We start from the raw sequence: 20,132 nt of genomic DNA on the forward strand, positions 1-20,132 counted from the left end.
GCTAATCGCGAAATTCAGGTCGCAATGCATGTTCTCAGTTCTGCCCCCTTCGGCTCATCAAATCCATCGGCTGCATCAACAACTCAGCACACTGTAAGCGTGCGCTAAACAACCCGTCCTGACGGAATCGCTTAGTCGACCTCAAAACTCAATGCCGAGTAACCATCCGAGGAGACCTCCCGCCAGGACGACCAACCATGGAGGAGCCTTCCAGAACATCAAAGCCACAAGCGCTATCAGCGCTAAGCCAAAGTCTGCAGGAATCAATATGGCGCTCGTCCAGACTGGGTTATACAAGGCCGCCAGGAGAAGGCCCACAACTGCTGCGTTTACGCCTGAAAGTGCAGCTTGGGTGCGTAAGCTTTTCCGCAGTTGCTCCCAAAATGGCAGCACGCCGATTACGAGCAAGAACGAAGGAGCAAAAATAGCAATGACGCAGGCAGTAGCCCCGAGCCAACCAGAAGGTTGGGCACTCATGGACGCGCCAAGAAATGCTGCGAAGGTAAAAAGCGGGCCTGGTACGGCCTGTGCTAAACCATATCCGGCAAGAAACGTGTCATTGGCTACCCATCCGTTCGGTACGGTCGCCGACTGAAGCAACGGCAGCACAACATGCCCACCTCCGAAAACTAATGACCCAGCGCGGAAGAAGGCGTTTACCACAGCTAATGCTTGTGAGGGCCACAGCTGAACCAGCAATGGCAGACCAACTAACAAGCCGAGGAACACCAGCAAAGACACCACACCGACTTTCCTACTCACCGATACCGGCAAAGACTCCGTAGCCTGGTTCTGATCGGTTCTGAAGAGGATCAATCCTATGATGGCGCCGAAGAAAATCACGCCGATCTGTCCCCAGGCATGCGGCCAAAGGAGTGCAGCATAAGCAGCAAACACGGCGATAGTTATTCGAGGCGCGTCAGTGCAAAGACTACGGCCCATACCCCAGACGGCTTGAGCAACGACAGCCACCGCGACAATTTTAAGACCGTGCAAAAGACCGCTCGGAAACGCGCCTCCCCACGCGGACATACCCTGAGCGAATAAAACCAGGATTATTGCCGAAGGCAATGTGAAACCTGCCCACGCAGCGACTGCTCCAAGAAACCCGGCGCGAGATAGTCCTAAACCTATGCCAACCTGGCTACTGGCGGGCCCCGGCAAGAACTGGCATAGGGCAATCAAATCCCCATAACTGCGCTCGCTCAGCCATTGGCGTCGAGCAACGAATTCTTCGCGAAAGTAAGCTAGATGCGCAATCGGGCCTCCAAAAGAGGTGAGTCCTAGTCGCAGGAACACCAGAAAAACCGTCCAAGGGGAGTCAGTCTTGACCACCGTTGCACTACCTTCGGCTGACAATATTCACCCCTCCCAAAATGATTGCGGTACGAAACCAAATACTATGGAGCCAACTAAACATGGGCTAAACGATGGCCTTCCTTAGACATACGAGGCTAACCCTGCGAGTGAATGTGAACTTGGTTTCATAATGTACCAACCTAATCGAAAAGCCAGCTAGAGACCTAAGCGGGTCTCGCGAGATACTTAAGGCTATCCCCTCGCATCACTCGCAAACTTTGCTCAAAAACCTGCTCTTCAGCTAGCTCTCTTTCAGCATTCAATGCTCGTGGAGCTTGACACGGAGTCGCAATCAACGGCGGCTTCAATGTATACTGACGGTTCTGCATACCCTTTGAGCTACAGGAACATCAGCATGACTGTACTCCAAACGATCTACTGGCAGCCTACGCCGCCTTAGCGCTACGCCCCCTCGCAACACCTTGCTTCCGCTAGCTTCGCTCGCGGGTGCGCACTGCTGTACGCCCGGTTTTACACCTAAAGCACACAGCGAAAAAATCCTCAAAATTTGAATTTGTATCGATTCGCTCGCCGTCCGTTTGGCGTGCGCGATGCTTTGCCTTGGATATTTCTATGCTGCAAAAAATTAAACAAACGTGGTTTTCCAACGTTCGCGGAGACGTGCTCGCGGGAATCGTAGTCGCACTCGCGCTGATTCCGGAAGCTATTGCCTTTTCCATCATCGCCGGCGTCGACCCTAAGGTCGGCCTCTACGCATCCTTCTGTATCTGTGCCGTGATTGCCTTCATCGGCGGTCGCCCTGGCATGATCTCGGCGGCTACCGGTGCCATGGCACTGCTCATGGTTACCTTGGTAAAAGATCACGGGCTTCAGTATCTGCTGGCCGCAACCTTGCTCTGTGGGGTTCTTCAGATACTTGCTGGATATCTCAAGCTGGGCTCACTGATGCGCTTTGTCTCGCGCTCAGTAGTCACAGGCTTTGTGAATGCACTGGCGATTCTGATTTTCATGGCGCAGCTGCCCGAACTCACCAACGTAACCTGGCACGTCTACGCCATGACCGCAGCGGGCCTCGGAATCATCTACCTGTTTCCGTATATACCGAAGATCGGCAAGCTGATTCCTTCGCCGCTGGTGTGCATCCTGACACTGACCGCTATCGCGATTTACCTGGGGTTGGATATCCGCACCGTAGGTGACATGGGCCAATTGCCGGACACGCTGCCGATTTTCCTGTGGCCTGAAGTCCCGCTGAACTTTGAGACTCTGCGGATCATCTTCCCGTACTCAGCAGCGCTTGCCGTTGTAGGCCTACTGGAGTCCATGATGACCGCGACCATCGTCGATGACCTGACCGATACCACCAGTAACAAAAACCGGGAGTGCAAAGGCCAGGGCGTTGCCAATATCGCAGCAGGGATGCTCGGTGGTATGGCCGGCTGCGCCATGATTGGCCAGTCGATCATCAACGTGAAGTCTGGTGGCCGCACCCGTCTCTCGACATTGTGTGCCGGCGTTTTTCTGCTGCTGATGGTGGTGTTCCTTGGCGAATGGCTCTCCAAAATCCCCATGGCGGCACTCGTCGCTGTGATGATAATGGTGTCCATCGGCACCTTCAGCTGGGATTCCTTGCGCAATCTGAAAGAGCATCCGCTGTCGACCAACCTTGTCATGGTGGCGACCGTCGTGGTCGTCGTGGCCACTCACAACCTTGCATACGGCGTACTGGTAGGTGTGCTGCTGGCCTCCCTCTTCTTTGCCAATAAGGCCGGGCACTACCTGGATATCAAGAGCACTCTGGAAGAGACGGAATCACATCGCACTTACCATGTTGTGGGCCAAGTGTTCTTCAGCTCAGCAGACAAATTCACCAACGTTTTTGACTTCAAGGAAGCCCTGAACAAAGTCACCATCGACCTGACCCAAGCCCATTTCTGGGATATCACTTCGGTTGCAGCGCTGGATAAGGTGGTTATCAAATTCCGCCGCGAAGGCGCAGAGGTTGAAGTGCTCGGTCTCAATGAAGCCAGCGCAACAATCGTCGACCGCTTCGGCGTGCATGACAAACCCGATGCCATCTACAAGCTCATGAGCCACTAAGGAGAACGACAATGACCCACGTAATGGCCTGCATTGATAACTCACAATCCTCATTGGCGGTCTGCGACTACGCAGCATGGGCGTCGCAACAACTTAACGCGCCCCTTACCTTGCTGCATGTATTGGATGAGGAGAAATACCCCGCATCTGCAGACCTGAGCGGTAATATCGGCCTTGGCAGTCGAGAGCATCTGCTGGAGGAGCTGGCTACATTGGATGCCCAGCGCGCCAGGCTTGCTCTGGAGCAAGGTCAACACATGCTTGAAAAGGCCAGGGAGCGAACGGTCATTTGCGGAGCTGCATTTCCTGAGCTAAAGCAGCGCCACGGACACTTGATAGAAAGCCTGGTTGATCTTCAGGACGATATTCGACTCTTGGTCATTGGACGAGTGGGTGAGGACAGCACACGTAGAGTGCACAGCCTTGGCAGCCAAATTGAAGCTGTCGTGCGCACAATTCACCGTCCAATTTTGATCACGAGCAGCAGCTATAAAAAGCCAGAAAAAGTAATGCTCGCTTTTGACGGCAGCCCCACAGCCCACAAAACCGTTGAGCTGCTTGCCGCCAGCCAGCTCTGCAAAAATCTACCAATTCATCTCGTTATGGTTGGCGCTGACTCGGAAGGCAACCGAGAAGCGTTGGAGAAAGCCCAGAGCACGCTCATGAGTGCTGGCTTTGTCGTCCAAGCTCAGATCGTAAAGGGGGAAGTGGAAGCGGCGCTCCACGTGTATCAGGCCGAGCACGGAATTGATCTGCTAGTCATGGGGGCCTACGGCCACTCGCGCATCAGACAATTTCTGGTAGGTAGCACAACTACAACCATGCTCCGCACAGCTACCATGCCGGTATTGCTGCTCCGCTGAATTGACTCGCCTGACCGCAGTGTTTCCAACACTCTGGAAACACTGCGGTCATCCTAGTTAATGAATATCTGAACATGTCCTGTTGAGACCTCATGCAACTCATTACTGAAATCCTTCACCCGGATCTGAAATCTATACAAGGGAAAGTATTCCGTCGTCATGCCGCACGCGGAATCGTGTTGCGGAACGAACAGATCCTGTTGCTGTTCACTGAGCGCTATAACGACTTTAGCTTTCCTGGGGGCGGCCTTGATGCTGGCGAGGACATTATCGTAGGTCTTAAGCGTGAGCTTGAGGAAGAGACTGGTGCACGCGAGATTCGGGTGCTCCAGCACTACGGTTACATCGAGGAGTACCGGCCCTATTGGAAGCCACAGTACGATCTGATGCACATGACCTCGCATTTTTATCAATGCGAAGTCGCGCCCCAGCTAGCGCCCGTGAGAATGGAAAGCCACGAAATCGCTAATGGTATGCGGCCTGTCTGGATCAACCTGCATGAAGCCATAACGCATAATGAAGCCGTGATGCAGCGTCAGGAGTCATCGATGGGGCAGTCCATTCAGCGCGAAACGTTCATGCTGAAAAAAGTCGCGTCCGAGTTGCTGATGTCAACCAGCCGATGAGAAGACGTCTCGGCAGCCTTTGTTGCGACGTCCGCAGACCACAATGACCAGTAGATTCAGAAAAGGAGGCCATATGAACCTCCTTTTTGAATTTTATAAGTCCTTATGCAACTGTCTTTGCGTGAGTCTCATTCGACTGATACGGAGATGATCTCAACGGCTCTGAGGGACTTAAGCTACTCACCGCATCAAGCTTGCAAACCTGTTCGTGTGAAAGGCGTACGTCTAAAGCACCGAGGTTATCGGTAAGTTGCTGCTCTGAGCGTGGCCCTATGATCGGTACCGCCCCATGTGTGCCAGCCCAAGCAATAGCAATCTGACTAGCACTCACGCCTAATTCGCTCGCAATCTCCAAAACAGTGTCCAGTATCAATGTGCGCTGTGCTGAATTTTCTGCCTGAAATACTTTTCCACCAAAACCTTCGGCGCGTCCTTTTTCACCTTGGCGATATTTACCGGTCAGCATGCCGCCTCCCAACGGAGACCAAGTGACTATGCCGAGACCCAGGGCGTTTGACGCCTGGAAGAGGTCTGCTTCGGGCTCACGATGCACCAAGCTGTGTTCAAACTGAGCCGCTGCAATAGGCAGCGCGTTGGTGAGTTCGGCCAGTGTGACCGCGCGGGAAAGTCGCCATGCTGGGAAATTAGAGAGTCCTGCGTAAAGGATTTTCCCTGCACGTGCCAGATCTTCAAAGCCTCTGACGATTTCCTCGACCGGCGTCACGCCATCTGGGTGATGCGCCCAGTAGATATCTATCCGGTCTGTCTTCAGGCGCCTCAGGCTGGCTTCTACCGATGTCACCAAAGCCCTACGACTGTTACCTGTGGCGAGCCGATTAGCGTTGGCTGCTGCTCCGTTGGTAAATTTTGTGGCGAGGACGAACTCATCGCGTCGTCCTTGGAGTAGAGTTCCGAGCAACTCCTCGGACTGACCAAATTGATAAGCGTCTGCCGTGTCAATGAAGTTACCACCTGCTTCAGCGTAAGCATTAAATATTGCCTTGCTGGAGTCGGGATCTGCTCCATAACCCCAGCCAGTGCCGAAGTTGCCTGTGCCGAGCGCGAGTTCCGAAACGCTGAGCCCGGTACTGCCGAACGATTTGTAGTTCATATCTATCTCCACATAGAACGCTATGTTGATTGAGTCCAAGATCAAAGCAGTTGGTACTTAGCTGTTACGGATCGAGCATTAAACTGCGCCACACAATGTTGACCGGATTTTGGAGGCTGCTGGAAACAGGATTCTCCTGAGCGCCCGAAGGTTGTTCCAGTGGCGCATTCGTCACATTTCCTTTTAACGCTTCTAGTTTTTCATCGTCAGCATTTAATGCTTGCTGTCGATTGGTTGAGTCGTCGTTGGGCAATATAGGGGCACTGGTCAACAAATCGGTTGCAGAGATTTCCATGAGCGCATCCTCAGGGCGTATGCACCCTTCCGGAGATTTCTCCCCAGTAGTTAGAACAACGGCCAAGCCCTTTTCTTTAAAGTTTTTATGTCCCATTTACTGTCTTACCCAAGGGCGGGTTACGCGACGGTGATGACTACTTTTCCCTTTGATCGCCCTTGTTCTAAGTACGTGAGTGCATCAGCGGTTGAGGCGAATGGATAGACTTTATCGATAATCGGTTTGATTGCGCCCGATTCGACCAATGCAGTAATTTCACTTAGTTGTGCGCCGTCTGAGCGCATGAAAACGAATGAGTATTTCACCCCGGTTTTGCGAGACGCTCTACGGATGCCAAGGCTAAGCAAACGTAGGATTGGCTTGACGGCCCAAGACAGCCCCTGCGCCTCTCCGAACTCAGGCGTCGGCGGGCCAGAGATGGATATGAGCTGACCTCCAGGCTTGAGGCACTGCAGTGATTTTTTGAGAGTGTCTGCATTCAGGCTGTTAAGTACGACGTCGTAGCCGTCTAGGACAGTCTCGAAATTCTGTTTTTTATAATCAATTACTATGTCTGCCCCAAGCGCTTTTACCCACTCAACGTTCGACGTGCTTGTGGTAGTAGCAACGAAAGCGCCCAGGTGCTTGGCAAGTTGAATAGCAATGCTCCCCACACCTCCCGAGCCCGCGTGAATCAGCACCTTTTGGCCCTTCTTCAAGTGGGCACATTCCACTAGAACCTGCCATGCCGTCAGCGCTACCAAGGGTAGCGAGGCCGCTTGTTCCATACTGACGTTCCGAGGTTTCAGCGCTAAAGATTTCTGATTTACAGAAATAAACTCGGCAAAAGTCCCAATACGATTCTGCGGAGGCCGCGCATACACTTCGTCGCCGGCTTTGAACTGGCGAACACCAGGCCCGACGCGAACCACAACGCCGGCCAAATCATTCCCCAATATCAAAGGAAATTTGTAAGGAAGAATTTGTTTGAATTCTCCTGTTCTGATCTTGGAGTCCAGAAGATTGACGCTTGTGGCCTTTATTTGAACCAAAACGTCGTTGGTGCCTACAACCGGATCAGGTAATTCACCGATACGTCCACCGCTCTTACCATATCGTTCGATAAAAAAAGCTTTCATGATGATGTAACTCTTAAAAGATGAGCGTGGGCGTGGAAGCTGGCGATACCTAACTGCCTTGAGGTTCTTATTCAGGAGTCTAGGAATGCCAAGGCTTTGGTGACGAAGTCAGCGTGGTACTGAAAAATTCCGCCATGCCCAGCGTCCTCGTAGATAATCAGCTTCGAGTTTGGGATGCGTCGCGCCAACTCAGTCGAGTTCACAGTGGGCACCATGATGTCGCTGTCACCGTTGGCAATCAGTGTTGGAGTCTTTATGAGACTGAGATCTTGGGGCATCTGGCGACCCCATGCGGTGATTGCCTTGAGTTGTCGCAAGAAAGCTGATGGGGTTGGGCCTTTATCACGCTCTTTTTTTCGCTCTTTCAGCCGCTTCAAAAACGCGTGCGCGGCTTTCTGACCATTAGCCGACTGAGTGAAGAAAAGATAAAACTTAGGATCGCGAAATGTAATAAGCCCCTTCAGCATCAAAAGCCACGAGACAGACCACACTTTGTCGATGCCTTGGCCGCCCGCTGGCCCTGTTCCGGTCAGAATGAGCTTTCGCACTAGCTCGGGGGCTTTCAATGCAATTTCCTGTGCCACGAACCCGCCCAGTGAAAAGCCCAGAAGGTCGACTTTCTGAAATCCTAGCGTGCGTATTAAGGCGATTGCGTCGCTTGCCATTTCACTGATGGTCAAAGGGGCAGTGCCACCAGAAGCGCCGATTCCTCGATAGTCGATGGCAATGATGCGTCGGTTATGAGCCAAACCATCAACGATGCGAGGGTCGAAGTTATCCAAGACTGCGCCCCAGTGATTCAACAGAACAAGTGGCGCACCTTCTCTAGGCCCCACGTCCCGGTAGGCAAATGTTGTTCCTTCGACATTGACCCACAGATTCGCGGTACGGGTGTACAGCGTTTGCGATTCAGTGGGACGAGTTTTGGCTTCAGTGATCATGTGCACACCGTGCCCGGGGGCAGATAGGTGAGTAAAGAAAGTGCGCAACAAACACTCTTGGTTTCAGAACAGCAGATGAGCGTCTGTTGCATGACAAATCACACCTCTGCTTTATAGCGTTCGGCTACTGGCGGATTGGCGGATCTCTGACAGCAACGCTTGGCGAGCAGTCTGCAAAGCATCCCAGTGAGCGGCTTCTTGTAGGGGCGGAATAGTCACCGGCTCGCTACGATCAAAACCGACCAGTGCGGCATCGACCAGATCGCCCACGTCCATAATTTCGCTCAAGGTGTTGATGTCGATGCCTGCACGTTCCCAGATTTCAGTGCGGGTGGCCGCAGGGAGCACAGCTTGCACGTAGACACCTTTAGGTGAGAGTTCTAGGCTTAGTCCTTGCGAAAGAAACAGGACAAAAGCCTTTGTCGCGCCGTAGACGCTCATCCCGAATTCCGGTGCCAGGCCTACGACCGAGCCAATATTGATAATTGAGCCATTACCCGCCAGCGCCAAGCGCGGCGCGATGGCGCTGGCGAGTCGCACCAACGCAGTCGTGTTAAGTGCGACCAGGTTTGCAACGCTGTCCGTGGATTGCTCAATAAAGGTGCCTGATTGAGCGGCTCCGGCATTGTTCACAAGGATGCCGATACTGGCGTCATCGCGAAGGCGAGCTTCGACCGTCGTTAAATCGTTGGCTTGAGTCAGGTCAGCCTGGATCACGTCAATGGCAACACCGTGTTGCTCGCGCAGGCTTGAGGACAAAGCTTCTAGACGGCTTTTGTCACGGGCGACCAAAACAAGGTTGTGCCCGCGCCGGGCAAAACGCTCGGCGTAAGTCGCACCAATGCCAGTAGATGCGCCAGTAATCAGTACGGTTTCAGGGAGGCTCATAAAATGATGCTCTTCAATGGATGTCGATAGACGATTCAGTCTCAGCCATGTACAGAGCTGGAGTCGGCGAGCGTTGGATAGTCGGTATAGCCCGCTGCACCGCCGCCATACAGAGTAGTAGGGTCGAATGCAGACAAGGTGGAGTTGCTCTTGAGGCGCTCTACCAAATCAGGGTTGCCAATAAACGGACGTCCGAAAGCGATCAAGTCAGCTTTGTCTTCGTTGAGTTGGGAGGTGGCTAGATTCAGGTCGTAGCCGTTGTTGGCAATGTAGGTATGTTTGAAGCGCTGGCGTAGGGAACCAAAATCGAAAGGGACGACGTCGCGTGGCCCGCCAGTCGCACCTTCAACCACATGCAGATAAACCAGGTTCAGAGCATTGAGCTGGTCGACGACGTACTCAAACTGTTGCTGCGGATCGCTGCTGGAAACGCCGTTGGCAGGAGAGACTGGGGAAATACGAACTCCCGTTCGATCAGCACCGATCTCGTCCACGACAGCAGCACTGACCTCAAGCAGTAATCGAGCACGGTTTTCAATCGAGCCACCGTATGCATCCGTGCGAATGTTGGAGCCGTCCTTGAGGAACTGATCAAGTAAATAGCCGTTTGCGCCGTGGATCTCTACACCGTCGAAACCAGCTGCAATTGCGTTCGCCGCAGCCAGACGGAAGTCGTTAACAATTCCTGGCAGCTCGCTGATATCGAGGGCTCGCGGTTCTGATACATCCTCGAAGCTATTGTTAACGAATACCTTTGTCGCAGGGCGTAAGGCAGAAGGTGCTACCGGAGCAGCACCGTTTTGCTGAAGGTCGACGTGGGAAACACGTCCGACATGCCATAGCTGCAGGAAGATGTGTCCGCCTTTCGCATGAACGGCTTCAGTTACTGCACGCCATCCCTCTACCTGCGCCTGGGTGTAAATCTCTGGCGTGTCTTGATATCCCTGACCTTGCTGCGAGATCTGGGTCGCCTCGGAAATCAACAAGCCTGCGGATGCTCTCTGACTGTAATAAGTTGCGGCCAATTCGCTCGGCACAAAACCCAACCCAGCACGGTTTCGTGTCAGCGGTGCCATTACGATTTTGTTAGAAAGTGTCAGCGAGCCGAGCGTGCAGGGCTCAAACAAGGTCTTTTCGGGCATATCGATTCCATAGTCGTTTATCAATGACTGCCATCTGCGAATTCGCAGCAATGACGCCTGCATGGAATTAATGATGTCGATCATAATCAAAGGTGTCAACTGTTTTGATTGTGATCGACATCAGAGTATAGTCCGGGCATTGTCTACCATGCCTAGGAGTAAGGAATGAAGGTCACCAAGGCGCAATCAATCGCCAATCGAGCTCATATCGTGGAGACAGCTTCAGAGCTATTTCGTGAGCGTGGCTACGATGGCGTGGGTGTTGCGGAACTGATGGCCACTGCCGGTTTTACTCATGGAGGGTTTTACAAACACTTTGCTTCCAAGTCTGATTTGATGGCCGAAGCAGCTCAAAATAGCTTGGCAAAATCCTTATCTAGTACCTGCGATCTCGACGTTGCGGATTTTGTGAATCTTTACGTGTCGAGGGATCACAGAGATGGGAGAGGAATGGGCTGTACCATGGCAGCGCTTTGTGGTGACGCGGCCCGTCAGTCAGATGATCTGAAGGCTACTTTCGCCAATGGTGTTGAAAACACGCTTTCAGCCCTCGAGGAAAAGTACCAAACGTGCCTGGGTGTGACGAAGCAAGAAGCCCGAGCGAAGATGATCGACCTGCTAGCGCATGCAATCGGTGCGGTCATGTTGTCGCGGGCTTGCCCGGATGACTCTCCTCTCGCTGATGAAATACTCGATACTTGTCGCACCGAAATAGTTACTTCGCTGCCTTCATCTGCGGCGAAAAATAAGCAGCTGAGCGGTTAGACCTAAGCCTACGGATACGAATGTTGCCTGCTGCCTCGTAGCGATTTACAAGCACTCTCGTGGAGGAGATGCAAGATGAGCATTGATTGGATCAACTTCACACCTTGGGCTTCATTAGGCGGAGGCGTCCTGATTGGGTTGGCTGCGAGCTTGTTCGTTCTCGCAAATGGTCGCATCGCAGGCATCAGTGGTTTGATTGGAAGCGTGATGCAATTTGGCAGTGAGGGTTGGAGCGAAAAGGCGCTATTTCTTCTTGGTCTGTTGCTTGCGCCATTGTTATGGGGAGCATTTAACGTTTTGCCGCAAATCGAGATTAGGGCTGAGTGGCCCACTCTGATTATTGCGGGGCTGCTCGTAGGCGTTGGAACTCGTTACGGCTCTGGCTGTACTAGCGGTCATGGAGTTTGTGGGATCTCTCGACTGTCAGCCCGATCCATCACGGCAACGATGTGCTTTATGTTCGCCGGCTTTGCAACGGTGTACGTCATTCGTCACGTGGTGGGAGCATGAACTTGATCAAGTTGGCCGCATTTTTATCTGGCTTGATCTTCGGCCTTGGCCTTCTCTTGGCAGGCATGGCGAACCCCGAAAAAGTATTGGCTTTTCTTGATGTGGCCGGGGCTTGGGATCCGTCACTCGCACTGGTGATGGGAGGGGCTATCGCAGTGGCGGTTATCCCACTGAATTGGGCGCGTAATAACAAGCAGTCCTTGCTAGGTGCCCCCATCCAGTTACCGATGAAGAGGGAGTTGGATGCCCGCTTGATTGGCGGCAGCCTGGTGTTCGGTATAGGTTGGGGAATTGCGGGGATCTGCCCTGGGCCTGCCGTCGCTATTCTGCTTACGGGGCACGGAAAGATCATCATATTCGCATTGGCCATGTTGGCCGGTATGTACTTGTTCTCTCTATTAGAGCATCGGCGCAAACCATCCAAGTAATCCTCCCACCAAAACAACCAACCATGGAGGAGCCTTCCAGAACATCAAAGCCACAAGCGCTATCAGCGCCAAGCCAAAGTCTGCAGGAATCAATATCGCGCTCGTCCAGACTGGGTTATACAAGGCCGCCAGAAGAAGGCCAACAACTGCTGCGTTTACGCCTGAAAGTGCAGCTTGGGTGCGTAAGCTCTTCCGCAGTTGCTCCCAAAATGGCAACACGCCGATTACGAGCAAGAACGAAGGAGCAAAAATTGCAACGACGCACGCGGTAGCCCCGAGCCAACCAGAAGGTTGGGCATTCATGGACGCGCCAAGAAATGCTGCGAAGGTAAAAAGTGGGCCTGGTACGGCCTGTGCTAAGCCATATCCGGCAAGAAACGTGTCATTGGCTACCCATCCGTTCGGCACGGTCGCCGACTGAAGCAACGGCAGCACAACATGCCCACCTCCGAAAACTAATGACCCGGCGCGGAAAAAGGCATTTACCACAGCTAACGCTTGTGAGGGCCACAACTGAACCAGCAATGGCAGGCCAGCTAACAGGCCGAAGAACAGCAGCAACGACACCACACCGACTTTCCTGCTCACCGGTATCGGCAAAGACTCAGTAGTCTGGCTTTGATCGGTTTTGAAGAGCATTAGTCCTATGACGGCACCGAAGAAAATCACGCCGATCTGCCCCCAGGCATGCGGCCAAAGCAGTGCAGCATAAGCCGCAAACACAGCGATGGTTATTCGAGGGGCATCATTGCAAAGACTACGGCCCATTCCCCAGACGGCTTGAGCAACGACAGCCACCGCGACAATTTTAAGACCGTGTAAAAGACCGCTGGGAAGCGCGCCTCCCCAGGCGGACATACCTTGTGCTAATAAAACCAGGATTATTGCTGAAGGTAATGTGAANTAAAAGACCGCTGGGAAGCGCGCCTCCCCAGGCGGACATACCTTGTGCTAATAAAACCAGGATTATTGCTGAAGGTAATGTGAAACCTGCCCACGCAGCGACTGCTCCTGGAAACCCGGCACGGGATAGCCCTAAACCTATGCCAACCTGGCTACTTGCGGGGCCCGGCAAGAACTGGCACAGGGCAATCAAATCCCCATAACTGCGCTCGCTCAGCCATTGCCGTCGAGCAACGAACTCTTCGCGAAAGTAAGCTAGATGTGCAATCGGGCCTCCGAAAGAAGTGAGACCTAGGCGCAGGAATACCAGAAATACCATCCATGGGGACTCAGTCGTAACACCCTTTGAACGTCCCTCGGCTGACAAGATTCGTTACTCCCCACATGACTGCTATAGAAAACCAAATACGACAGCCTCCCTCACCGGCATATCTCGGCTTCGATATGCCGTCGCACACTGTATCTTGATCTTAACGACAAAATGATGGCACTTCGTTAGACGGTGCTCCTACAGCAGAAATTCTGATGGAGAGAAATTCTGCTGTCAGCTCATTTCTGATCACCTCGATAGAGTGGCTGTGGCAACGGCAGGCGCAGCGCTGCGACGCAAAATCAGGACTCCACCGATTGCAGCCAAGGTCGAACCGATCAACACGCCGACTTTTACCTCGTCAATCAGGTGAGCTGATCCAGCAAACGCCAGGTTTCCGATGAACAGGCTCATGGTGAAGCCGATGCCACACAAGAGCGCAACGCCGTAAAGCTGTGCCCAATTGCTGCCTTCCGGCAGTTTGGCCAAGCCCATACGAATGGCCAGAGCAGCCAATAGGAAGATGCCAATCTGCTTGCCCACCAACAAGCCGAGCGCAACACCCAGCGGAACCGGATCGACTAGGTTTTCCATCGAAATACCGGCCAATGAAACACCCGCATTGGCGAAGCCAAAAATCGGCACCACAGCGAACGCTACCCACATATGCAGCTTTTCTTCTAGGAACAGCAGTGGAGACCGGGCTTCCTCTTCAGGCTTACCCATTGGAACGCACAGCGCTACAGCGACACCCGCAAGGGTGGCGTGCACTCCCGATTGCAGTACGAAGAACCACAGCACACCACCTACCAGCAGATACGGGAACAATCGTCTGACACCCAATCGATTCATTGCGATCAGAATGGCCAGCGTTGCGAGCGATGCCAGCAACATGGGCATGGAAAGACCAGTGGTGTAGAAAAAGGCAATGATGACTACAGCACCTAGGTCGTCAATGATCGCCAAGGCGGCGAGGAAGACCTTAAGCGACTTAGGGACTCGCTTACCTAGGAGCGACAAGACGCCCAGGGCGAACGCGATGTCGGTAGCGGCTGGGATAGCCCACCCCTTCAAGGTCTCAGAATTACCCCAATTGATTGCGATGTAGATCAACGCAGGCACAACCATGCCGCCTAAAGCACCAAATCCAGGCAAAGCACGCTGGCCCCAAGTGGAGAGCCCCCCGGCCAGAACCTCTCTTTTGATCTCGAGTCCGACCATCAAGAAGAAGATCGCCATCAGGCCATCATTGACCCAATGCTCGACAGACATGCCCAACCAAACGCTATGCAAGGCTGCAAAATAACCTTGAGAGAGAGGCGAATTGGCCACAATCAGAGCCGCGAGTGCTGCGCCCATCAGTACAAGACCGCCAGCGGATTCCGAAGACAGGAAGCGAGCTAAAATTGCAGCTGCTCTTGGGGTTTCTGCAGGAGTTCTATTGTCGGTCATCAGTGTCCTAGCGCTTCGATCTAAAGAGAATATTTTAACATCCGAGGTATACCACTGCGGGTGTCCAAATAGCCTGTAACGATTATTGTCACAGGCGAAAATCAGCCTACAGCCTGTTCACTAAGCCCATGGCGCGGACTTTTTCACGAGATTTAGGAGCACGCCCAAGCGGATAAAGCCTCACTTTTATATCTCCTCAGCGAGTACCAATCATTTGGTAGGACAGAAGCCCGGCAGCGGTCATCGCTAACGAGCCTGCAACGTGCAACGAAATTGAGCCAAGCGCCCAGACCAGTCTGCCCTCCTGAATCAAGGCAACTGTTTCGGCTGAAAATGTAGAGAAGGTGGTAAGCCCACCACAGAAACCCGTGATGATCAGGAGACGCCACTCTGGACTGAGGGTAGGAGAAGCAGCCAAGAAGGCGATGGCCAGGCCGATGATGTAGCCCCCAACCATGTTCGCGACCACAGTACCTGGAGGAATCGTAGGAAAAAGAGCATTCAGCTTCATGCCCAACAGCCAGCGCAACCAGGCTCCAAGTGAAGCGCCAACGGCAATGACGATTAATGACTTCAGCACGGAGAGTCCTCCTCATCAGATCTGAGTGGACTAACTGGCAAGCGGCTCGCGCTGAAGGAAAAGGGAAACTCGAAGGGTAAGATCATAGCCTGTCCTAAATTGGAGGACAGGGAGACACACCTACGCACCCTGTCCAGGGTTCACGTAGGCATCATCAGCACGAAGGCGGTTAAAGGAGGAATGCCATCTCCTGTTCTGATCCTATAGCATCAGCGCCAATGGCATCAAGAGCAGCTACACGCGAGCGATCTGGAGGCCCCTTCGGCCAGGCAAGATGGTTGATCAATGATCCAGGCAGGGGTCGCCCCTTCGCCCAACCAGATTAGTTGGCGCGTCTACATCGATTTAACCGATACCACTTCCACATACTTGTACTTTTTCCTAGCAGCCTTCACAGCCTCCTGCTCAGCAAGCAACGAGCTCAACGTATCAGCCTCGTGAATCAGCTCGACCATTTTCCCTTCAAACTCGTTTCCAACCCGTAACGTAACCCTCAGCCTGGGCGTAAAAGCTTTCGCTTTCTTCTTGGCTGCTGGAGCAACCACCGGTTTCGCGGGCACAACTTCTTCCACAGGCTCTTTTACTAGAGGTGCGGGCACCTGCTCTTCGGGCTGAGGCGTACCGAATAGGGCACGACGCATTTCTTCTTCAGTTAATTCAGAGCTCATAGAACATCTCAACGGGACGCATTTCGCTGGGCAAGTGTTAATAAGATTGTTGCTGACTGGTATTCGTGGAGCCTGTGCGGACGTCAAATCCCCAGTTCGATTTCAAGACAAGAGCCTCGTAAGGCTTGCGAAAGCTTCACCTTTGGCAGCAGTGTAATGAGCCCATCAACTAAGTTGCTAGCGTGACGAGCGTACAGCGTGACTGTGCCTGCATCAGGCGTTCGACCTGGCACGATGGCCCCTACCCGCTGCTGGGCAATTTTCAGTATGCTCAAGACGTCCTGACTCACCTCATTGGTGGACAGGTGTTCAACCAATGGTCTGGGTGGAGGGGCGGCGCGGCTCCACAAATTTACAACCACCTGAAGCAGTCCGTCTGAGCCAAGATGTTCAAGAGCTATCTCCCACAGCTGGCCTTCCTGCGCCATATCCAGGCGAGCCCTAGTCATAACGGAGTTCCAGCAAAATGAGGCTCTTTCTTGATTGCGAGTTCACCAAGCTCTCAGCCACAGCGAAGCTGATATCACTCGCACTGGTAGCTGAAAATGGACGCGAATTCTACGTGGAATTGCTCGACACATGGCGAGAGGAAGATTGCAGCGACTTCGTCATAGAGATCGTTCTTCCGCAGCTCTGGGGCGGTGGCAATGCACAACCCATTATCAGGGCAAGAACTGCACTGCTCGATTACCTAGCCTCGTTCGACGAAGTCCTGGAGATTGTCACAGACGCTCCACAGTACGACTGGGAGCTTTTCTGCGAACTCGCATATGACAATGGTACATGGCCAAGGAACGTTCGGAATTACCCCACCGATGCAACCACTCTAGATGCCTCAAGTGACGGGGCTCCGCTTCCGCATCACGCTCTTCTTGACGCCCGTATCATCGCTAGCATGTTCACCGAAAGCGATCTGAAGAAAGGGTAATGAAGTCCTAAGAGGCCAAGGTGAGCTAAAGCTGTCTTTCACAGCAAACCTTCCTGAGGCATTTTCAACCTGGTGCTGGTCATTCAAAAATCAGGCCTGTTCGGACTTGCTGGTCAAATACCTACGAATAGTAGTTTTAGACAGACCCAACGCTTCCGATATCTCAGTCACTGACACTCCCTCACTGTTCAGGCGATTTGCCTCTGCGGCTTTCTGCGCTGCTCCGGATCGCGCCGGTCGACCAGGAGGAAGCTTCCCTGCACTTACCAACGACTCCATCTCAATATCTACGCTGTCCTTTTTTATCCTATTTAGTTGCTTATTCAGACGCTTCAGCCCCTCCCTAAGCGGCTCGTTGGACTGTAGACACGTCGCCATGAGAATCAATGAGGCCGGCTCAACCTCAAGCAGCGCTGCGAGACGAATGAGCACATCAATCGTGATGTTCACCTCCCCACGCTCAATCCGGCCCCAATAGGAACGGTCAATAGTGATCAGGTTTTCTTGCGTAAGACCTTTTTTTCTACGCAGTGCTCGCACCACTACAGCTAGGGCTTCTGCGGCCTCCATGACATTTCCCCACGCAAATCGAGGATAAGGCCATATTGCGACGCACCATAACACGGGCTATGATCCGTATTACGGCGCTATCAGCGTTTTTGAGGCCTGCTTTTCGATGCATATACATCCGTAAGCGGAGCTAAGCACCTTGCTTGCGGCAGCCATCTGCTCGAGTGCGAGCGACAACAAGCGGGATTGAATTGTCAATTTCCCGGTTATTAATGAAAGGAAGCCCTATGGCTAGCGTCGAAGAACCCGACTTCATGAATGCGCCACGGACACCACTTGAGGGCCTGTCGAGCACCTCTGCAGCTCGAGCTTTAGCAGTCGAACGCTTTCCTAAAAAGCCTTACTGCCTAGTCCGCGACTGGACAATATTTCGCATTGAAGTCACCCGCGACGAACTCTTCAAATGTCATGCAGCGGGCCAGCTCCCGATGATCCTGTTTGCTCACAACGTGGCCGAGGACAGCCAAGGCCGTTTCGAACGCGGCGATTGGGTTCGTTCAAGCATGTGCACCGGTCTCCACGACGGTGTTGCGTTCGAGACCAGAAACTCTGTTTACGTATTGATTGGCCCTGGTCATGAACAGCTCGCAAGCCTGAAAGACGTTTTCTCCCTCTTCTAACCTGCGCTCTGTATCGGAGCCCCTTCAGGCCAAGGACATACGATGTTTAGAACACACGACGCCGACATGCTGGGCCTACCGGGCATGTTCGGTGAGGGTCAATACCAATGGCAACAGGTATCCAAAGTGCTTCGTAATCACTGGTATCACGTAACTGTCCAAGCCATGTACGAGGACAGAACTTCAGAGGCGGTTCTGATGATCGACAGCGAACCACGGCTTCAGCAACTGCTGATTGCCCAGGACTCGGAGACGATCATCACAGAGGTGCAAGTTGTCACACCTGCCCACATGAATGGCACGGGAGTTTGGCGCATGGAGAAGCTGACCAAAGTGACGCTTGGTGAAGACCAAAACGAGTGTGTTGTGTGCCTGCTAGAGGTGGAGACCGGCTCCAAATACCACAGCTCTCACCAACCTAGCTTCAACACTGATGTGCTGAGCAACCTTCGTCCGATCTATCACGCAAACATGATTCGTACAGCCTGAGATTTACCAAGATTTCTGCACGATACCAGCACAGATGGTTGCGTGTGGAATTCCTGGTTACGCCGTATATACCGCCAACGGAGTGCAACAATGCTGAACATGATTGGCTTGGATTTTTATGGGAAGCGCCACACAGAATTCGACCTAATACGAATCAAAAAAGCTCAGGCGCAAGGCTTCGATAGACCGATCACAGCGTATCTTTGCAGCGCCTCCATCAAAGCCCGAACGGGCATAGGCGTAGTGTTTGGTCACAACCGTAAAGACCAGTATGGGCGGTTCGGCGACGGCCATTTGATCCGCACTTCTGATGTGATCAAAGTCGAGCGTGAAGGCAGGTTTTGGGTGATGACGACGGAGAATAGTCGTTACGTCTTGGCGACGTTCCAGAGGGGTAATGGACGTGCAAGCCTGCGTGAGTTTCTGCGGCTTTCACGGGGGATGCACCACTTCACCCCGCGAGGGTTACAGTAATGGTCGTGGTCTTCTTCCACTGGCGAACCCTCCTGAATGGCTTCGAGGTGGTGTCATGATCGTCAAGGCAGGCGAAGTCATCTGCATTGCCTCGGGCATTTTTGAGAATTACGACCGCGCTGGGCCCTTTGTTGCAACGCAGGACTTCGACCTCGATTCATTAATAGCAGAGGCAGTGAAGCCGCTCACAGAGAAATGGGAAGTGTCGAGTTTGTTTGGCGATATACCCAGGATGCTTTTCGAAAACGGGCTTATCACCAAGCTTCCTTGTCGCAAAATTTACCTAGGAGCGATGGGCGAAGTCGACATTCGGGAAGAGCAGGATGACCTTTGATGACGACGCTTCAAGCATTTTACTAAAGCGTCATGATGGTAGCGATAGAGCTGAGATGGTTTGCCTTGCAGTAGCCGCAGTTAGGATCGCGGTAAACGTCGATGACTTCAGCGGCTTGTGCCGCTCCGGTCATGGGTAGTGTCGTGAACGCGGCAATTCGCAGACTGGCATTCATGCGAGTTCTCCAGTTTATTACTAATTCTTACCGGCAGCAGCAACCGCCGCCGTTCCCGCCACAGCCCGAGTTTTTCTTACTCGCTACGCTTTCCACTGTCGCCAGCTGTGCTGGATAGCCCGCGTTCTCCAGGGCTGTAAGCAGCGCATGGCTGTGCGAATCGCCGCTGACCTTCACCCGTCCGGCTTTTAAATCCACCGATACGTAACTCACGCCTTCAACTGGGCGCAGCGCTTCGGTGACATGTTTGACACATGAACCACAGCTCATGCCTTGGACTTGCAGTTCAACAATTTTCATTGGTGACTCCTCACAACAAAGTTGATCATGGAAAGACTAACGCATGAGGCTTTTTTGCGGCGTTGGCTTATCCTCAACCTTGCCGCCATGGCAAGGTCAAGCGGTCGTTGTCACTCAATCAATGGAAGCCTGGCGCAGACGTAAGGCGTTGAATACTACCGACGCCGAGCTCACGCTCATGGCCAGTGCGGCAATGAGCGGTGACAGAAGGTGACCGGTAAG

At 53.1% G+C, this 20,132-nt stretch carries 23 protein-coding genes, 3 pseudogenes and 1 riboswitch; of the genes and pseudogenes, 11 read left to right on the plus strand and 15 right to left on the minus strand.

The genetic code is table 11. The features are described from left to right. Positions 1-141: 141 nt before the first annotated feature. Positions 142-1,335, minus strand: coding sequence for a chromate efflux transporter (gene chrA, locus HYI44_RS20130; RefSeq protein WP_032894874.1), 1,194 nt, complete (start codon positions 1,333-1,335; stop codon positions 142-144). 597 nt (positions 1,336-1,932) lie between these two features. Here chrA (HYI44_RS20130) and HYI44_RS20135 point away from each other — a divergent pair. From HYI44_RS20135 to HYI44_RS20145, 3 genes are all read left to right on the plus strand, one after another. Beyond that, on the plus strand, positions 1,933-3,420 hold the full coding sequence (locus HYI44_RS20135; RefSeq protein WP_032894873.1) for a SulP family inorganic anion transporter: 1,488 nt from the start codon (positions 1,933-1,935) through the stop codon (positions 3,418-3,420). Between the two features lie 11 nt (positions 3,421-3,431). After that, positions 3,432-4,283, plus strand: a complete 852-nt coding sequence (locus HYI44_RS20140; protein WP_032894871.1) for a universal stress protein — start codon at positions 3,432-3,434, stop codon at positions 4,281-4,283. Positions 4,284-4,375: 92 nt separating this feature from the next. Next, entirely contained in the window at positions 4,376-4,909 is a 534-nt protein-coding gene (locus tag HYI44_RS20145; protein WP_032894870.1) for an NUDIX hydrolase, read from the plus strand. A 103-nt stretch (positions 4,910-5,012) separates the two neighbouring features. Here the strand turns inward: HYI44_RS20145 and HYI44_RS20150 are convergent, their stop codons facing one another. The 6 genes and pseudogenes from HYI44_RS20150 to HYI44_RS20175 form a co-directional block, all read right to left on the minus strand. Further along, complete coding sequence (locus HYI44_RS20150) at positions 5,013-6,020, minus strand: aldo/keto reductase (protein ID WP_032894869.1); 1,008 nt, start codon at positions 6,018-6,020, stop codon at positions 5,013-5,015. A gap of 64 nt (positions 6,021-6,084) precedes the next feature. Continuing rightward, on the minus strand, positions 6,085-6,315 hold the full coding sequence (locus HYI44_RS20155; protein ID WP_144420576.1) for a hypothetical protein: 231 nt from the start codon (positions 6,313-6,315) through the stop codon (positions 6,085-6,087). 119 nt (positions 6,316-6,434) lie between these two features. Beyond that, positions 6,435-7,433: an NADP-dependent oxidoreductase gene (locus HYI44_RS20160; RefSeq protein WP_032894867.1), complete on the minus strand. Its 999-nt coding sequence runs from the start codon at positions 7,431-7,433 to the stop codon at positions 6,435-6,437. Between the two features lie 71 nt (positions 7,434-7,504). Further along, positions 7,505-8,374, minus strand: a complete 870-nt coding sequence (locus HYI44_RS20165) for an alpha/beta fold hydrolase (RefSeq protein ID WP_047338273.1) — start codon at positions 8,372-8,374, stop codon at positions 7,505-7,507. A gap of 98 nt (positions 8,375-8,472) precedes the next feature. Next, a pseudogene (locus HYI44_RS20170) lies at positions 8,473-9,262 on the minus strand (SDR family NAD(P)-dependent oxidoreductase). 41 nt (positions 9,263-9,303) lie between these two features. After that, positions 9,304-10,404 (minus strand): alkene reductase, encoded by a 1,101-nt coding sequence (locus tag HYI44_RS20175; protein WP_225570282.1) that lies wholly within the window; start codon positions 10,402-10,404, stop codon positions 9,304-9,306. A gap of 165 nt (positions 10,405-10,569) precedes the next feature. On the opposite strand from HYI44_RS20175, the gene HYI44_RS20180 reads away from it, so the two are divergent. From HYI44_RS20180 to HYI44_RS20190, 3 genes are all read left to right on the plus strand, one after another. After that, positions 10,570-11,169: a TetR/AcrR family transcriptional regulator gene (locus HYI44_RS20180; RefSeq protein ID WP_032894862.1), complete on the plus strand. Its 600-nt coding sequence runs from the start codon at positions 10,570-10,572 to the stop codon at positions 11,167-11,169. A 75-nt stretch (positions 11,170-11,244) separates the two neighbouring features. Then, positions 11,245-11,679, plus strand: coding sequence for a YeeE/YedE family protein (locus HYI44_RS20185; protein WP_032894861.1), 435 nt, complete (start codon positions 11,245-11,247; stop codon positions 11,677-11,679). 2 nt (positions 11,680-11,681) lie between these two features. Beyond that, entirely contained in the window at positions 11,682-12,107 is a 426-nt protein-coding gene (locus tag HYI44_RS20190; protein ID WP_032897737.1) for a DUF6691 family protein, read from the plus strand. Here HYI44_RS20190 and chrA (HYI44_RS20195) read toward each other — a convergent pair. From chrA (HYI44_RS20195) to HYI44_RS20215, 5 genes and pseudogenes are all read right to left on the minus strand, one after another. Further along, a pseudogene (gene chrA / locus HYI44_RS20195) lies at positions 12,078-13,329 on the minus strand (chromate efflux transporter). The gene HYI44_RS20190 and the pseudogene chrA (HYI44_RS20195) sit on opposite strands and share 30 nt — an antisense overlap. Before the next feature lie 240 nt (positions 13,330-13,569). Then, entirely contained in the window at positions 13,570-14,772 is a 1,203-nt protein-coding gene (gene nhaA, locus HYI44_RS20200; RefSeq protein WP_032894858.1) for a Na+/H+ antiporter NhaA, read from the minus strand. 196 nt (positions 14,773-14,968) lie between these two features. After that, positions 14,969-15,352, minus strand: a complete 384-nt coding sequence (gene crcB / locus HYI44_RS20205; protein WP_032894857.1) for a fluoride efflux transporter CrcB — start codon at positions 15,350-15,352, stop codon at positions 14,969-14,971. Positions 15,353-15,490: 138 nt separating this feature from the next. Next, a riboswitch (Fluoride riboswitch) is annotated at positions 15,491-15,552 on the minus strand. Between the two features lie 135 nt (positions 15,553-15,687). Next, positions 15,688-16,020 (minus strand): hypothetical protein, encoded by a 333-nt coding sequence (locus tag HYI44_RS20210; protein ID WP_032894856.1) that lies wholly within the window; start codon positions 16,018-16,020, stop codon positions 15,688-15,690. An 83-nt stretch (positions 16,021-16,103) separates the two neighbouring features. Continuing rightward, positions 16,104-16,469, minus strand: coding sequence for a hypothetical protein (locus tag HYI44_RS20215; protein WP_032894855.1), 366 nt, complete (start codon positions 16,467-16,469; stop codon positions 16,104-16,106). 17 nt (positions 16,470-16,486) lie between these two features. Here HYI44_RS20215 and HYI44_RS20220 point away from each other — a divergent pair, with 17 nt between their 5' ends. Continuing rightward, the gene (locus HYI44_RS20220) at positions 16,487-16,948 is read left to right on the plus strand and encodes a 3'-5' exoribonuclease (protein WP_032894853.1); all 462 of its coding nucleotides are present in this window, start codon (positions 16,487-16,489) and stop codon (positions 16,946-16,948) included. 90 nt (positions 16,949-17,038) lie between these two features. On the opposite strand, the gene HYI44_RS20225 is transcribed toward HYI44_RS20220, so the two are convergent. After that, a complete protein-coding gene (locus HYI44_RS20225; RefSeq protein ID WP_050499464.1) occupies positions 17,039-17,518 on the minus strand; it encodes a helix-turn-helix domain-containing protein in 480 nt (159 codons plus the stop codon). Positions 17,519-17,745: 227 nt separating this feature from the next. Between HYI44_RS20225 and HYI44_RS20230 the strand changes: the two genes are divergently transcribed. From HYI44_RS20230 to HYI44_RS20245, 4 genes are all read left to right on the plus strand, one after another. After that, complete coding sequence (locus HYI44_RS20230) at positions 17,746-18,138, plus strand: DUF6957 family protein (protein WP_050499463.1); 393 nt, start codon at positions 17,746-17,748, stop codon at positions 18,136-18,138. Between the two features lie 42 nt (positions 18,139-18,180). Next, positions 18,181-18,627, plus strand: coding sequence for a hypothetical protein (locus HYI44_RS20235; protein ID WP_032894852.1), 447 nt, complete (start codon positions 18,181-18,183; stop codon positions 18,625-18,627). 90 nt (positions 18,628-18,717) lie between these two features. Then, the gene (locus HYI44_RS20240) at positions 18,718-19,101 is read left to right on the plus strand and encodes a hypothetical protein (protein WP_032894847.1); all 384 of its coding nucleotides are present in this window, start codon (positions 18,718-18,720) and stop codon (positions 19,099-19,101) included. Between the two features lie 55 nt (positions 19,102-19,156). Next, positions 19,157-19,435, plus strand: coding sequence for a hypothetical protein (locus HYI44_RS20245; protein ID WP_032894846.1), 279 nt, complete (start codon positions 19,157-19,159; stop codon positions 19,433-19,435). A gap of 61 nt (positions 19,436-19,496) precedes the next feature. Here the strand turns inward: HYI44_RS20245 and HYI44_RS20250 are convergent. Both HYI44_RS20250 and HYI44_RS20255 read right to left on the minus strand, forming a co-directional pair. Beyond that, positions 19,497-19,610, minus strand: a pseudogene (locus HYI44_RS20250) (DUF411 domain-containing protein); the annotation flags it as partial. A gap of 27 nt (positions 19,611-19,637) precedes the next feature. After that, positions 19,638-19,910: a heavy-metal-associated domain-containing protein gene (locus HYI44_RS20255; RefSeq protein ID WP_032894845.1), complete on the minus strand. Its 273-nt coding sequence runs from the start codon at positions 19,908-19,910 to the stop codon at positions 19,638-19,640. Positions 19,911-20,132 lie beyond the last annotated feature (222 nt).

The sequence above is a fragment of the Pseudomonas sp. Y24-6 genome (genome assembly GCF_020295325.1).
In the GTDB taxonomy this organism is placed as follows: domain Bacteria; phylum Pseudomonadota; class Gammaproteobacteria; order Pseudomonadales; family Pseudomonadaceae; genus Aquipseudomonas; species Aquipseudomonas gregormendelii.

What these genes read in the sequence shown, in the direction of transcription:
- nhaA (WP_032894858.1), bottom strand. Translation starts at nt 14,772, where the DNA reads ATGACCGACAATAGAACTCCTGCAGAAACCCCAAGAGCAGCTGCAATT.
- HYI44_RS20150 (WP_032894869.1), bottom strand. Translation starts at nt 6,020, where the DNA reads ATGAACTACAAATCGTTCGGCAGTACCGGGCTCAGCGTTTCGGAACTC.
- HYI44_RS20180 (WP_032894862.1), top strand. Translation starts at nt 10,570, where the DNA reads ATGAAGGTCACCAAGGCGCAATCAATCGCCAATCGAGCTCATATCGTG.
- HYI44_RS20140 (WP_032894871.1), top strand. Translation starts at nt 3,432, where the DNA reads ATGACCCACGTAATGGCCTGCATTGATAACTCACAATCCTCATTGGCG.
- HYI44_RS20155 (WP_144420576.1), bottom strand. Translation starts at nt 6,315, where the DNA reads ATGGAAATCTCTGCAACCGATTTGTTGACCAGTGCCCCTATATTGCCC.
- HYI44_RS20175 (WP_225570282.1), bottom strand. Translation starts at nt 10,404, where the DNA reads ATGCCCGAAAAGACCTTGTTTGAGCCCTGCACGCTCGGCTCGCTGACA.
- HYI44_RS20165 (WP_047338273.1), bottom strand. Translation starts at nt 8,374, where the DNA reads ATGATCACTGAAGCCAAAACTCGTCCCACTGAATCGCAAACGCTGTAC.
- HYI44_RS20240 (WP_032894847.1), top strand. Translation starts at nt 18,718, where the DNA reads ATGCTGAACATGATTGGCTTGGATTTTTATGGGAAGCGCCACACAGAA.
- HYI44_RS20145 (WP_032894870.1), top strand. Translation starts at nt 4,376, where the DNA reads ATGCAACTCATTACTGAAATCCTTCACCCGGATCTGAAATCTATACAA.
- HYI44_RS20245 (WP_032894846.1), top strand. Translation starts at nt 19,157, where the DNA reads ATGATCGTCAAGGCAGGCGAAGTCATCTGCATTGCCTCGGGCATTTTT.
- HYI44_RS20255 (WP_032894845.1), bottom strand. Translation starts at nt 19,910, where the DNA reads ATGAAAATTGTTGAACTGCAAGTCCAAGGCATGAGCTGTGGTTCATGT.
- HYI44_RS20220 (WP_032894853.1), top strand. Translation starts at nt 16,487, where the DNA reads ATGAGGCTCTTTCTTGATTGCGAGTTCACCAAGCTCTCAGCCACAGCG.
- HYI44_RS20210 (WP_032894856.1), bottom strand. Translation starts at nt 16,020, where the DNA reads ATGAGCTCTGAATTAACTGAAGAAGAAATGCGTCGTGCCCTATTCGGT.
- HYI44_RS20230 (WP_050499463.1), top strand. Translation starts at nt 17,746, where the DNA reads ATGGCTAGCGTCGAAGAACCCGACTTCATGAATGCGCCACGGACACCA.
- HYI44_RS20235 (WP_032894852.1), top strand. Translation starts at nt 18,181, where the DNA reads ATGTTTAGAACACACGACGCCGACATGCTGGGCCTACCGGGCATGTTC.
- HYI44_RS20160 (WP_032894867.1), bottom strand. Translation starts at nt 7,433, where the DNA reads ATGAAAGCTTTTTTTATCGAACGATATGGTAAGAGCGGTGGACGTATC.
- HYI44_RS20185 (WP_032894861.1), top strand. Translation starts at nt 11,245, where the DNA reads ATGAGCATTGATTGGATCAACTTCACACCTTGGGCTTCATTAGGCGGA.
- HYI44_RS20135 (WP_032894873.1), top strand. Translation starts at nt 1,933, where the DNA reads ATGCTGCAAAAAATTAAACAAACGTGGTTTTCCAACGTTCGCGGAGAC.
- HYI44_RS20225 (WP_050499464.1), bottom strand. Translation starts at nt 17,518, where the DNA reads ATGGAGGCCGCAGAAGCCCTAGCTGTAGTGGTGCGAGCACTGCGTAGA.
- HYI44_RS20215 (WP_032894855.1), bottom strand. Translation starts at nt 16,469, where the DNA reads ATGACTAGGGCTCGCCTGGATATGGCGCAGGAAGGCCAGCTGTGGGAG.